The organism is Pseudomonas sp. PDM13 (assembly GCF_025685765.1).
Taxonomy (GTDB): Bacteria; Pseudomonadota; Gammaproteobacteria; order Pseudomonadales; family Pseudomonadaceae; genus Metapseudomonas; species Metapseudomonas solani.
Genome location: NZ_JAOTQU010000003.1, coordinates 22,968 through 36,778 on the forward strand (window position 1 = coordinate 22,968; position 13,811 = coordinate 36,778).

Sequence of the window (13,811 nt, forward strand, 5' to 3'; positions counted from 1 at the left end):
CACAACCTCCGATGGGACTTGCAGCCCGTCGCCCCGGCCCAGGCGAAGCGGCTGCTAGACTCGCCCAAACCCCGCCCTCGGAGCCTCCATGCAGCCCATCCGCCCTGCCCTGCTGTGCACCCTCCTGCTGCTTGGCGCCTGCGCCCCCACCACCCCGCTGTTCATCGCCCAGATCACCACCAACGAAGCGGTGGAATACAAGGTGCTGAAGAACAACCGCATGGCCGCGGCGGTGGAAGAAGATGGCGACCTGCTCACCTACAGCGCCATGGCCATCCGCGATGGCACCAGCGCCGAGGCCGAGAGGCTCTACCTCACCGGCTACCAGGATCGCCAGTTCAGCGACGAGGTGCGTGCCATCTCGCTCTACCAGATCGGCCTGATCTACATGAGCCGCTACAACGACCAGCGCGACGACACCAAGGCGCTCAACCGCTTCTACCAGATCACCAACGAGTTCCCCGGCACCCGCGCCGCCGAACGCGCCGAGGCGCGCATCCTGGTGATCCGCCAGCGCGCCGACGAGCCGGTGCACAAGACCGCCCGCGAGCTGCTGGCCGACTGGAAGCCCAGCCAGAACCTCGACCTCTACCGCAGCGACCTCGACCCGGACATGACCCTGCTGTCGCGCCGCGCCGTGCTCAAGGACCGCGTCGACGAAGCCGAGCAGCTGTATTCCCTGGCCCTGGGCGACGCCCATGTACAGCCCGATATCAAGGCGCGCTCGCTGTACCAGATGGCACTGATGAACCTGGCCCCGGCCAACCCCCGCGCCGACCGTGGCCGCGCCATCGGCTACCTGCGCCGCCTGCTCGCCGAGTTCCCCGATGCCGAGCAGGCCGAGAATGCCGCCCGGCACCTGGACCAGGCCCTGAATCCCGGCGTGAAATGACCCCGGCAAAGGGTAGTGAAGAGGAACAATGACTACAGGTTGCGAGCGGTGTAGCCTCGGGCTCTGCTTGAAAAATGGAGCCTTCGCATGTCCCTTCGCCGCACCAAGATAGTCGCCACCCTCGGCCCAGCCAGCAACTCGCCCGAGGTGCTGGAACAGCTGATCCTCGCCGGTATCGATGTCGCCCGCCTGAACTTCTCCCACGGCACCCCCGACGAGCACAAGGCGCGCGCCCGCCTGGTCCGCGAGCTGGCGGCCAAGCACGGCCGCTTCGTGGCGCTGCTGGGCGACCTGCAAGGCCCGAAGATCCGTATCGCCAAGTTCGAAGGCAAGCGCATCGAGCTGGAAGCCGGCGACAAATTCCGCTTCTCCGTCACCCACCCGCGTGAAGCCGGCAACCAGGACGTGGTCGGCATCGACTACCCGGACCTGATCAAGGACTGCGGCGTCGGCGACGAACTGCTGCTGGACGACGGCCGCGTGGTGATGCGCGTCGACGCCACCACCGCCGACGAACTGCACTGCACCGTGCTCATCGGTGGCCCACTGTCGGACCACAAGGGTATCAACCGTCGTGGCGGCGGCCTCACTGCCCCGGCCCTGACCGCCAAGGACAAGGCCGACATCAAACTGGCCGCCGAGATGGAACTGGACTACCTGGCCGTGTCCTTCCCCCGTGACGCCGCCGACATGGAACTGGCCCGCCGCCTGCGCGACGAAGCCGGTGGCAGCGCCTGGCTGGTAGCCAAGATCGAACGTGCCGAAGCCGTGGCCGACGACGAAGCCCTGGACGGCCTGATCCGCGCCAGCGACGCCGTGATGGTGGCCCGTGGCGACCTGGGCGTGGAGATCGGCGACGCCGAGCTGGTGGGCATCCAGAAGAAGATCATCCTGCACGCCCGCCGCTACAACAAGGCCGTGATCACCGCGACCCAGATGATGGAGTCGATGATCCACAGCCCCATGCCGACCCGCGCCGAAGTCTCCGACGTAGCCAACGCTGCGCTGGACTACACGGACGCCGTGATGCTCTCCGCCGAGAGCGCCGCCGGCGAATACCCGGTGGAAGCGGTGCAGGCCATGGCCCGTGTCTGCGTCGGTGCCGAGAAGCACCCCACCAGCCAGAAATCCAGCCACCGCCTGGGGCACACCTTCAGCCGCTGCGACGAGAGCGTGGCCCTGGCGACCATGTACACCGCCAACCACTTCCCGGGCGTGAAGGCGATCATCTGCCTCACCGAGAGCGGCTACAGCCCGCTGATCATGTCGCGCATCCGCTCCTCGGTGCCGATCTTCGCCTTCTCCCCCCACCGCGCCACCCAGGCCCGCGTCGCCCTGTTCCGTGGCGTGCAGACCGTGCCCTTCGACCCGGCCGCGCTGCCGGCCGACAAGGTCAGCCAGGCCGCCGTGGACGAACTGCTCAAGCGCGGCATCGTGCAGCAGGGCGACTGGGTCATCCTCACCAAGGGCGACAGCTACCACACCGTCGGCGGCACCAACACCATGAAGATCCTCCACGTCGGCGACCCGCTGGTGTGAGGTATCCGCAGTAAAGAAAAGGCCGCTCGATGAGCGGCCTTTTTTCATTCAACGGCTTGGAAACGGCGGCGCTGCGCACCGCTTGGCGAATGAATTGGCTCTGTCTGCGTTAAGTGTTGCTAGAGGATTTGAGCTCAGCTGATTGCTGAGTTCTGGTGATGTTTCTGGTTTCGCCCTCCCGGGCGAGTCCCTTTTCCAATCGTTGAAAAGGAACCAAAAAACTTGCCCCATCATCCGGCCCGACTGCGTCGGGTTCCCTCACTCCATCGCCGCTCTGGGGGCCGGCGCGATGGGCCATCCATGGCCTGGCGCGCCTCTCGCGGCATCCATGCCGCTCGTCCCCCGGCGCAACGACTGCGTTCGGCCTCCTGGAGGGGCGTTGGCGGCTGCCCCAACTTTCTTTGTCCAACGCATCACCATGTGGTGCGCACGGACTTTCGTAGGATGGGTCGGGCGGCGTTCCGCGAGTGGAGCGAAACCCATGCGGTGGAGGTGGCAGAAATACTTTGGTGCCCGGAAAGCACCGTGCTTGAGCTCCTGCATTAAAACCACAACAGCTAACGCACACAGAGCCAATGAATTCGCCCCTACAACATTTCCCATCAGCCAGGTGGGCGTAACAGTTGCGTACGGTGCCGTAGGTTGGCGCCGAGCGCAGCGAGGCCCAACACAGCGATGTCCGGGAAGGTTGAAGCTCAGGCGAACCTGGAGAAGTCCGGCTTGCGGCGCTGCATGAACGCCGAGAGCGCTTCGATGGCTTCGGGGGTGCGCAGGCGCTGACCGAACAGCTCGCCCTCTTCCATGATCACCTGGCGCAGTTCCTCGCGGCCCGGTTCGCGCATCAGGCGCTTGCTCACCGCCACGGCAGAAGGTGCCAGTTGCTCGAAGCGCTGGGCCATTTCACGGGCGCGGGCCAGGGTCGCGGCGCCGCTGTCCAGCGCCTCGTTGGCGATGCCCCAGGTCGCCGCCTGCTCGCCGGTGAAGGCTTCGCCGAGCAGCAGCAGCTGGGCGGCACGGGCGTGGCCGAGCATGCGCGGGAGGATCAGGCTGGAGCCGAACTCCGGGCACAGCCCGAGGTTGACGAAGGGCATCTTCAGCTTGGCGTCGCGGGCCACGTAGACCAGGTCGCAATGCAGCAGCAGCGTGGTGCCGATGCCCACCGCCGGGCCATTCACCGCCGCTACCACCGGCTTGGCGAAATCGAACAGCGACTTCATGAAGCGGAACACTTCGCTGTCCAGCCCGGAAGGTGGCGCCTGGATGAAGTCGGCGACGTCGTTGCCGCTGGTGAAGCAGGTCTCGCTGCCGGTGATCAGCACCGCGCGCACGCTGCGGTCTTCGCCGGCCGCGTCCAGGGCGTCGGCCATGGCGCCGTACATGGCGCGGGTCAGGGCGTTCATCTTGTCCGCGCGTTGCATGCGGATGGTCAGCAGGCCCTGGTCACGTTCCAGGTGGATGTGCTCGCTCATGGTGGCTCCTCGGCGGTGGCCGCCTTAGAAGGAGCGGCTCAGGAATACGTCGGCCAGCAGTTGGTTGCGTGGCACGCCGGCCAGATAGAGGCGGCGCGCGAAGTCTTCGACGCTGGCGGGGCTGCCGCAGAGTAAGGCGACGGTCTGGCGCGAAACAAGCCGGAGATCGGCCAAAACACCTTGCAGCTGCGCCGGGGTCGTCAGTTCGACGCGCAGGCTGTCGTGGCGCGCGGCCAGGGCCTGCAGGGGCTCGGCGAGGTAATGCGCGGCCGGGTCATGGGCCAGGTGAATGAGGCGTATCGCGCCCTGGTGATGCTGGCGCAAGGCCTCGCGGAGAATGCCCCAGAGCGGCGCCAGGCCGGTGCCCGAAGCGAGGATCAGCAGCGGGCGGCCGGCCCAGTCCGGGTCATAGTGCAACGCGCCGCCACGCAGCTCGCCCAGACGCAGCGTGCCGCCGACACCCAATTGGCGCAGCGCATCGGCGAAGGCGCCGGGCTGGCGGCAGTCGATATGGAATTCCAGCCAGGGTTCCTCCCCCGGCACGCTGGCCAGGGAATAGGGCCGGGCGATGCCCTCGGCGCTCCACAGCAGCAGGTGCTGGCCGGCGCTGTAGCGCAACGGCCGCTGGGGGCGCAGGCGCAGCCGCGCGACATCGCCCAGCCAGTCCAGCGCCACCACCTCGGCGGGGATGCCATCACGCTGCGGGTCGAAGGCTTCCACCACCAGGTCGGCCACCACCTGGCACTGGCAGGCCAGGCGCCAGCCTTCGGCACGGCGCTCGGGGTCCAGCGCTTCGGGGCGGGCATCGAGCGGCTCGCCGGCCAGGCAGCGCACCAGGCAGGCATGGCAACTGCCGGCCCGGCAACTGAAGGGCACCTTGCATCCAGCGGCGTTGAGCTGGTCCAGCAGGTTGCTGGACGGTGGTACGGTCCAGCGTCTACCCGCGACCTCTATTTCAGGCACCCTGCTCCTCCCACGCAGCATCGCAGCGGTTACGTCCGCCACGTTTGGCCCGATAGAGTGCCTGATCGGCCCGCTGCAGCGCATCATCCAGATCGTCCTGGATGCCCAGCAGCGTCATGCCGGCGGAGAGGCTCAGCCCATCCACCTCGACGCCCACCGGCTCGGCACTGGCGAAGGCTTCGCGCAGGCGCTCGCAGCAGGCGGTGAGGCGGTCGGCATCGCAGTTGGGCAGCAGCAGGACGAACTCCTCGCCACCGTAGCGCGCCAGGGTGTCGCCATCGCGCAGGCAGGCCCGTGCCACGGCGGCGAAGGTCTGCAGCACGCGGTCGCCGGCGGCGTGGCCGTGGACGTCGTTGATGCGCTTGAAGTGGTCGAGGTCGATCAGTGCCAGGCCGTGCTGGCGACCGGGGGCCAGGCCGTCCAGCTCACGAGTGGCCAGGCGCAGGAAATGCCGGCGGTTGAACAGCCCGGTCAGTTCGTCGGTGGCCACCAGGTCTTCCAGCTGGCGCATCATGCCGCGCAGGGTGTCCTGGTGCGCCTGCAGGGCGAAGCGGCGTTGGCGCATGCGCTGGCGCAGGGCCTGCACATAGCTGGCGAACAGGGTCAGCCAGGACAGCACCACGAACAGCGCGCACACCTGCAATACCGCCAGGGCCGGGTCGGCGAGGCGCATCTGGTACGCCTCCCAGAGGTTGAGCCCGGTGAAGGCAAAGAAGCCGATGGCCGCACAGCGTACGAAAACCCTGGGCTGCAACTGGAACACGCCGAACAGCATGATCAGCACATAGACCACCAGCAGTGCGCCCCGGGCGCCCTCCAGGTCGGACAGCAACAATGTGTGCCAGGCCAGGGCCACCAGCACCTGCGCTTCGGTCAGGCTGGGATCACGGAATTCCAGGTTGCGGCCGCTGAGGAAAATGAACAGGAAGCACACCTGCGACAGCACGATCAGCCCGCAGGCGGCCAGGGCAGTGGTCATGGAGGCCTGGTACAGGTCCCCCAGCACGGCGATCCAGAACAGCGCCAGGGCAAGCGCATAGGTAGCCGCCGCCATGCCGAAGCGTTTCAGCAGCAGGCTTTGCAGCGCTCTATGGGTAACCCGTTGACTCGCTGTGCTCATGGGCTCCATCCCGTAGTGGCACCATGCCGCCACTCTACGCCCGTGATCACAAAAAACCTAGGGGACGCGTGAGGGTGATCAGCGACCAAGGTCGACTGTCGGCGGGTGTGCCCGCGCTTGAGCACGCGGTATACTTCCGCGCCATTTTCACCCCCAATCAGAATGCGCGCCGGGTCGTGGTCCGGCGCTTCCCGATGTTCCCGAATTCAAGAGGAGCGCGCCCCATGACCGTGATCAAACAGGACGACCTGATTCAGAGCGTCGCCGACGCCCTGCAGTTCATCTCCTATTACCACCCCGTCGACTTCATCCAGGCCATGCACGAGGCATACCTGCGCGAGGAGTCGCCCGCCGCGCGCGACTCGATGGCGCAGATCCTGATCAACTCGCGCATGTGCGCCACCGGCCACCGCCCGATCTGCCAGGACACCGGCATCGTCACCGTTTTCGTGCGCGTGGGCATGGACGTGCGCTGGGATGGCGCCACCCTGAGCGTCGACGACATGATCAACGAAGGCGTACGTCGCGCCTACAACCTGCCGGAGAACGTCCTGCGCGCCTCCATCCTGGCCGACCCGGCCGGTGCGCGTAAGAACACCAAGGACAACACCCCGGCGGTCATCCACTACTCCATCGTTCCCGGCAACACCGTGGAAGTGGACGTGGCGGCCAAGGGCGGCGGCTCCGAGAACAAGTCGAAGATGGCCATGCTCAACCCCTCCGACTCCATCGTCGACTGGGTGCTGAAGACCGTCCCCACCATGGGCGCCGGCTGGTGCCCGCCGGGCATGCTCGGCATCGGCATCGGCGGTACCGCCGAGAAAGCCGCGGTGATGGCCAAGGAAGTGCTGATGGAGTCCATCGACATCCATGAGCTGAAAGCCCGCGGCCCGCAGAACAAGCTCGAAGAGATGCGCCTGGAGCTGTTCGAGAAGGTCAACCAGCTGGGCATCGGTGCCCAGGGCCTGGGCGGCCTGACCACCGTGCTCGACGTGAAGATCATGGACTACCCGACCCACGCCGCCTCCCTGCCGGTGTGCATGATCCCCAACTGCGCCGCCACCCGTCACGCCCACTTCGTGCTCGACGGCTCCGGCCCGGCCGAACTGCAAGCGCCGCCGCTGGACGCCTACCCGGAGATCGTCTGGGAAGCCGGCCCGTCCGCGCGCCGTGTCGACCTCGACACCCTGACCCCGGAAGACGTGCAGAGCTGGAAGCCGGGCGAAACCGTCCTGCTCAACGGCAAGATGCTCACCGGCCGCGACGCCGCCCACAAGCGCATGGTCGACATGCTCAACAAGGGTGAACAGCTGCCGGTGGACCTCAAGGGCCGCTTCATCTATTACGTCGGCCCGGTCGACCCGGTGGGTGACGAGGTGGTTGGCCCTGCCGGCCCCACCACCGCCACGCGCATGGACAAGTTCACCCGCCAGATCCTCGAACAGACCGGCCTGCTGGGCATGATCGGCAAATCCGAGCGCGGCCCCATCGCCATCGAGGCGATCAAGGACAACAAGGCCGTGTACCTGATGGCCGTCGGCGGCGCCGCCTACCTGGTGGCCCAGGCGATCCGCAAGTCCAAGGTCCTGGCCTTCGCCGAACTGGGCATGGAAGCGATCTACGAGTTCGAAGTGAAGGACATGCCGGTCACCGTCGCCGTCGACACCAACGGCGAGTCGGTGCACATCACCGGCCCGGCGATCTGGAACAAGAAGATCGTCGAAAGCCTGGCGGTGGAGGTGAAGTAAGCCTTCCCCCGCTGCACCAGAAGCCCGGCCCCGTGCCGGGCTTTTTCATGGGCGCAGGAAATCCACAGGTGCTCGGCGGGCAGCACAGTGCCCGAAGGGAAAAGCCGCCAACGACGGGAAAGATGCAGGGATTTTCTGAAATATGCGGACCAGTCGCACATGCCCGACTGGTCAGGATTAATACTGTGAAACTGTACACAGTTGCTCGCTGATTTTTAGTACAGGCGTGCAACTTTACATATCCTCGCCAGTCGCTCGGCCCAGGGTAGGGCCCTCCATAGAAAAACCAGCAAGGCGCACGGATGCGCGGATGTCTGTCGAGCTTTCCACATGCTTCGGATCACCCCCGTATCCCTGCCCCGGCGCCTGGCGGCCTGCGGCCCGCTGCTGGCGATATGCGCCTGCCTCGCCCTTCCATCGCTGCACTGCGAGGCGGCACCGACGGCCGCTGCAGCGCCGTCGGCCGAGAGCGCCAGCGAAGCGCGCTGGACCATCAACATGCGCGATGCCGACATCGCCGACTTCACCGAGCAGGTCGCCAGCATCAGCGGCCAGACGCTGGTGCTGGACCCGCGCGTCAAGGGCCGGGTCACCGTCATTTCCGAGTCGCCGCTGACCCTCAGCGAGGTCTACCAGCTGTTCCTGTCGGTGATGAGCACCCACGGCTACACGGTGGTGGCCCAGGGTAACCAGGCCCGCGTGGTGCCCGACATCGAAGGCCGCAGCGTTGCCAACAGCCCCACCGGAAGCGGGCCGGAAACCTTCGAGACCCGCCTGATCCAGGTGCAGCAGACCCCGGTCAACGAGCTGCTGCCGATGATCCGCCCGCTGGTGCCGCAGAACGGCCACCTGGCGGCCATCCCCTCCAGCAACGCGCTGATCGTCAGCGACAAGCGCGCCAACATCGAACGGCTGATGGCCCTGATCGCCCAGCTCGACCGTGCCGGCGCCGAAGACAGCGTGTTCTACGACCTCCAGCACGCCTGGGCCAAGGACGTGGCCGCGATGCTCCAGGAAAGCCTGCGCCGGGGCCAGGCCGCCGGCAACGGCAACGCCCAGGTGATCGCCGACCCGCGCACCAACCGCCTGCTGCTGCTCGGCCCGCCCGAAGCCCGCGAACGCCTGCTGCGCATGGCCAAGCAACTGGACACCGCGCCCATCCGCGCGGCCAATACCCGGGTGGTGCGCCTGCGCCACGGCGACGCCAAGGACCTGGCCAAGACCCTCGGCGAGCTTTCCGAACAGCTGCGCGGCGCCACCTCGCCCACCACCACCCAGGCGCCGGTGCTGATCCGCGCCGACGAGGGGCTCAACGCCCTCATCCTGATGGCCGAGCCGGACATGGTCGGGCAGTTGGAAGAGCTCGTGCAGCAGCTCGACGTGCCCCGGGCCCAGGTGCTGGTGGAAGCGGCCATCGTCGAGATGTCCGGCGATGTCAGCGAGGCCCTCGGCGTGCAGTGGGCCATCGACGGCCGCTCCGACGGCAGCCCCATCGGCGGCACCAACTTCAGCAACACCGGGCTGTCGGTGGGCACCCTGCTCGGCGCCATCGAAGCCAAGACGCCGATCAGCCTGCCCGACGGCGCCATCGTCGGCATCGGCAACGACAACTTCGGCGCCCTGATCACCGCCCTCTCGGCCAGCGGCCACAGCAACCTGCTGTCCACCCCGAGCCTGCTCACCCTCGACAACCAGCAGGCGGAAATCCTCGTCGGCCAGAACGTGCCCTTCCAGACCGGCTCCTACACCACCGACGCCGCCGGCTCCAACAACCCCTTCACCACCATCGAGCGCAAGGATGTCGGCGTCACCCTCAAGGTCACCCCGCACATCAACGAAGGCGGCACCCTGCGCCTGGTGATCGAGCAGGAAATCTCCTCCATCGCCCCCAGCACCGGTGCGGCCTCGCGGGCGGTGGACCTGGTCACCAACAAACGCATGATCAAGAGCACGGTGCTGGCCGACAACGGCCAGGTGATCGTGCTCGGCGGCCTGATCCAGGACGACGTCACCCGCAGCGAAAGCAAGGTGCCGCTGCTGGGCGACATACCGCTGCTCGGCGGGCTGTTCCGCTCCAGCAAGGACGTCAACGTCAAGCGCAACCTCATGGTCTTCCTGCGCCCCCGGGTGGTGCGCGACGGCCCGCGCCTGGCCGACCTGAGCCAGGAGAAGTACCAGGACCTGCGGCAACTGGCGGGCCAGGACAGCCAGCGCGCCCTGCCCCAACAGCCGCTGCAACTGTTCCAGCCGGCTGCGCAGCAAGGCCCGGCGGCCACTCCGCCGCCCCGCCCGGCGCCCGCTCCAGCGCCCACGCCAGCAGCCGCCCCCGAGGCAGCGGCCGTGCGCGCCTATGCCGCGCCCACCGAGAGCCCCATCCAACCCGTCGCAGCGAGCGTCGCGCCACCGGCCAAGGCGCCGGAACCAGCGGCGGCACTCGCCCCCAAACCCGCCCCCGCCCCCGCACCGGCGGTGGCACAGCGTTTCAGCATCAACCTCATCGAGGGCAGCAGCGAGCAATACATGCGCGCGCTGATGGCCCGTCACCCCGGGGAGCCCCTGCGCATCCAGCGTTCGCAGCGCGATGGCCGGGACTGGTACCGCATGTTCTACGGCGACTACCCCCAGGCGGAGCTGGCCGAACGCGCCCTGCACAACCTGCCGGCCAGCCTGCCCAGCCACCGTGGCCAGGTGACCGCCCTGTAGTCCGACGACCGAATAACCACAACAACGCCGAACCGGAACAAGCGAGGGAACATGTTGCGCAAGATCGTTCTTATCTACGGATTGCTGAGCCTGGCCGGCTGCCTGGACCTGGGCGGCGGCGGAGGTAGCGGGGGCAGCAGCGCCGGCTCGGGCGGCTCCAACGCCGTCACCACCCCGCCCACCCAACCGGGCACCCCGCCCGATACCGGTAGCCCCGAAGAACCGGTCACGCCCCCCGTCACCCCACCTGTGACCCCACCTGTGACCCCACCGGTCACGCCACCGGGCGACCGCTTCCCCGAGCCGAGCGCAGCCGTGGTCGACGAGGTGAACGCCCTGGGCTTCTACGACCAGACCGCCGATGGCCAGACCCGCCCCGTGCGCAACGACCTGAGCGGCACCCTCGCCGCCATGCTGCAGTTCGTGCAGAGCCATTCGGTGGACCCGCAGGACAACGAAGCGAAGAACATGCCGCGCCTGACCAGCGAGCGCGAAGCCCTGCTGCTGGTCACCCCGGCCCCGGAGCAACCGCTGCCCAGGTCCATGCGCGTGCAGGTGCTGGTGGACGGCGCCCTCAAGGGTGAACTCGCCCTGCGCCACCCCGACGAGCTCTACCGTGCCGACCGCACCGGCAGCGACGCCCGCCCCGACGTGGTCTATTCGCGCCGCGCCTGGTCCGCCGTGCTGCCGTGGAACTGGGTGGTGCCCGGCATGAGCCTGCAGGTCAGCGATGACCAGGGCCGCACCGGCCAGCGCAACGCCGAAGCCTTCGACTTCGCCCCGCCCGCCGAACTGCTGGTCCAGGCCATCCGCATCGGCATGCTGAGCAACGAGGTTCCGGGCGGCCAGCACTGGTTCAACAGCCAACCGGCACAGGCCGCCACCGACTACTTCCAGACCGTGCCCATCGCCCGCCTGGTGGCCAGCCAGTACGAGGACGTGCTGCTGCGCAAGGTGATGGTGGCCAACGGCACGATCTACGACGCCGACCTCGGCCAGGTCAGCGCCACCACCGGTGACGTCTACAGCGGCGACATGCGCGAGAACACCGCCAAGTCCACCTTCAGCACCGGCATCAACCTGGCCAACTGGGGCATCACCAGCGCCGGCATGGCCAGCCAGGAGCAGCCGCAGCTGACCAACTCGGCGGTCATCCACCACGCCCGCGGCCAGTACGCCAACGGCCCCGTCAACCACGGTCTCAGCGGCGGCAACGGCATCCTCACGCTGATCGACTCGGTGGGTAACGAATTCAGCCACGAGATCGGCCACCACTACGGCCTGGGCCACTACCCGGGGCAGAGCGGCGACAACTACTTCTGGTCCGGCCATCACCACGACAGCGGCTGGGGCTACATCGCCTACCGCAAGCGCATGCGCGCCAACCTGCACTGGACCCGCGCCAAGACCGGCGGCCTCAACGGCATGCCGATCTACGCCGATGCCTACAGCTTCGCCACCGACGCCATGGCTGGCGGCAACTACGCCAGCGGCCTGTCGCACTACACCCACTACACCGGCTACAGCACCCGGCAGAAGATCCAGCCGGCGCTGAACCGCGCGGTCTGGGCGGCGGATTCCGCCACCGGCTACCGCAAGTGGGACGCCAGCACCCGCAAGATGGAGGTGTTCCAGCCGAAGACGCCGACCTCCAGCAACGTCTGGTACAACAGCGCCGACGGCAACTACCGCAAGCCGCGCCTGTTCGGCGTCCCGGTCATCACCCTGCTCGGCGGCTACGACCCGGTCACCCACGACGCCGTGCTCTACCCGGCACTGCGCGGCAACTGGGGCCAGGTCTACGACCTGCCCGCGCCAAACGCCGCGGCCACCAGCCAGCAATGCTGGCTGGAGGTCAGCTTCGCCAGCGGCGCGACCCAGCGCATCGCCGTCGCCCCGACCCGCCTGGGCAGCAACGCCAACAAGCTGCACGTCAACCTGGCGCAGGCCGAGCAGCCCACCGCAGCGGCCCTGCAATGCCGCGACACGGCCGGAGCCGCCACCACCGAGCTGGCCAGCCTGATCATTCCCCAGGGGCTGCCGGCCATGGCGCCGGCCGTCATCGTCGGCCGTGACGCGCGCTTCGACGCCCTGCGCAATGAAGAGCTGCCCAAGCTCGACAACGCCCTGGCCGCCCTCGCCGGGCAGGCGGTGCCGGCCCTCAAGGGCGAGGCCCGCGTGCTCTACGACAGCTACAGCGACAGCCCCGACGGACTCTCCGGCACAGCCCAGCAGGTGCTGCAGCGCCTCAACGAACAGCAGGCCAAGGCCCTGCGCCTGAACCGCTGGCTGGATGCCTACGGCAGCCGCCTGGCCAGTGACGCCGAGGCCGCCAAGGCCCTCGACACCCTGCTGGCCACCCTGCAGCTCGACCCCACCCCGCTGCTGCCAGCGGCCCAGCTGATGACGATGAACAACGGCAACTGCGTGCGCATCGAGCTGGCCGACGGCGCCTGGAAGCCCTACGTCGCCGCCAAGGCCCAGTGCACCGGGGGGCTCGAGGAGAAATGGCGGGTCGATGCCAGCGGCCGCATCCACAGCGCCGCCCAGCCGGCGCAGTGCCTGACCGCCAGCGGCGACATCGGCCTCAGCCCCTGCGACAGCCAGGTGGACGCCCAGGCCTGGGACCTCTCCGCCCTGCCGCAACTCAAGTACGGCAGCCGCTGCATGGACCTCTCCGGGGGCTACCTCACCGACGGCCGCGGCAAGCTGATCACCTACGGCTGCACCGGCGGCGCCAACCAGAAGTGGTACGGGCTGACGCTCAACGACAACGGGCTGTTCCCGCTGTTGCAGAGCCGCAACCTCAACCTGTTCAGCGCCTATGCCGAGCAACGTGCCAGCAGCACCGCGCCCTAGCCCGCACCCGGGTCGCCGCAGCCTGGCGCTGCTGGCGGCCCTGTTGGCGAGCGCCCCCGCCCTGGCGGTGCAACTGCCAGGAGCATTGCTCGCCAAGCCCGCCCCGCTGTCGCTGCAACCCCCTCCCCCGCTGCGCCCCCTGGTCGGCCTCGACGGCTGGCGCCTATACAGCGTCTTCAGCCGGGGCGACGGCCAGGGCACGGCCTCCCTCAGCCTCGACGACGCCACCCTGCTGACCGTGCAGGCCGGCGTCCGGCTGCCCGGTGGCATCGAAGTGCTTGAAGTGCAGCGGGATCGCTTGCTGCTGCGACGAGGCACCGAGGTGGGCGAGCTGGTGATCCAGGGGCGCGCGTCCCGGGGTGCGGAGCTGTCCCCAGGCCCCGTCGTCGCCGAACGGGCGCCGGTCCTGCCCACGCTGCCGGCCGGATGCGAATCCTTCGCCCAGGCGGGTGTGCCCCTGGATGAGCTGCAGGCCCTGGGAGGCTGCCCCCAGGTGAACGCCCCCTAGCTGCTGGCGG

The 13,811-nt window shown here is 68.2% G+C and carries 9 protein-coding genes; 6 read left to right on the top strand and 3 right to left on the bottom strand.

What is annotated here, in order from left to right:
- Positions 1-88: 88 nt before the first annotated feature.
- Complete coding sequence (locus tag OEJ36_RS03905) at positions 89-892, top strand: outer membrane assembly lipoprotein YfiO (RefSeq protein WP_263400457.1); 804 nt, start codon at positions 89-91, stop codon at positions 890-892.
- Between the two features lie 87 nt (positions 893-979).
- Complete coding sequence (pyk, locus tag OEJ36_RS03910) at positions 980-2,431, top strand: pyruvate kinase (RefSeq protein WP_263400458.1); 1,452 nt, start codon at positions 980-982, stop codon at positions 2,429-2,431.
- 695 nt (positions 2,432-3,126) lie between these two features.
- Here pyk and OEJ36_RS03915 read toward each other — a convergent pair.
- Genes OEJ36_RS03915 through OEJ36_RS03925 form a run of 3 tightly spaced genes read right to left on the bottom strand, consistent with a single transcriptional unit; the run spans position 3,127 to position 5,983 of the window.
- Positions 3,127-3,900 (bottom strand): enoyl-CoA hydratase, encoded by a 774-nt coding sequence (locus tag OEJ36_RS03915; protein ID WP_263400459.1) that lies wholly within the window; start codon positions 3,898-3,900, stop codon positions 3,127-3,129.
- 24 nt (positions 3,901-3,924) lie between these two features.
- Positions 3,925-4,863 carry an iron-sulfur-binding ferredoxin reductase gene (locus OEJ36_RS03920; RefSeq protein WP_263400460.1) on the bottom strand — a complete coding sequence of 313 codons (939 nt, stop codon included), beginning with the start codon at positions 4,861-4,863 and terminating at the stop codon, positions 3,925-3,927.
- Complete coding sequence (locus tag OEJ36_RS03925; RefSeq protein WP_263400461.1) at positions 4,856-5,983, bottom strand: sensor domain-containing diguanylate cyclase; 1,128 nt, start codon at positions 5,981-5,983, stop codon at positions 4,856-4,858. The genes OEJ36_RS03920 and OEJ36_RS03925 overlap by 8 nt, the downstream gene beginning before the upstream one ends.
- A 224-nt stretch (positions 5,984-6,207) precedes the next feature.
- Here OEJ36_RS03925 and OEJ36_RS03930 point away from each other — a divergent pair, with 224 nt between their 5' ends.
- From OEJ36_RS03930 to OEJ36_RS03945, 4 genes are all read left to right on the top strand, one after another.
- Positions 6,208-7,731, top strand: coding sequence for a fumarate hydratase (locus OEJ36_RS03930; protein WP_021218686.1), 1,524 nt, complete (start codon positions 6,208-6,210; stop codon positions 7,729-7,731).
- Positions 7,732-8,061: 330 nt separating this feature from the next.
- Complete coding sequence (gspD, locus tag OEJ36_RS03935) at positions 8,062-10,434, top strand: type II secretion system secretin GspD (RefSeq protein ID WP_411860963.1); 2,373 nt, start codon at positions 8,062-8,064, stop codon at positions 10,432-10,434.
- A 51-nt stretch (positions 10,435-10,485) separates the two neighbouring features.
- Complete coding sequence (locus OEJ36_RS03940) at positions 10,486-13,293, top strand: M66 family metalloprotease (protein WP_263400462.1); 2,808 nt, start codon at positions 10,486-10,488, stop codon at positions 13,291-13,293.
- Positions 13,271-13,801, top strand: a complete 531-nt coding sequence (locus OEJ36_RS03945) for a hypothetical protein (RefSeq protein WP_263400463.1) — start codon at positions 13,271-13,273, stop codon at positions 13,799-13,801. Before OEJ36_RS03940 ends, OEJ36_RS03945 begins: the two co-directional genes overlap by 23 nt.
- Positions 13,802-13,811: the final 10 nt, after the last annotated feature.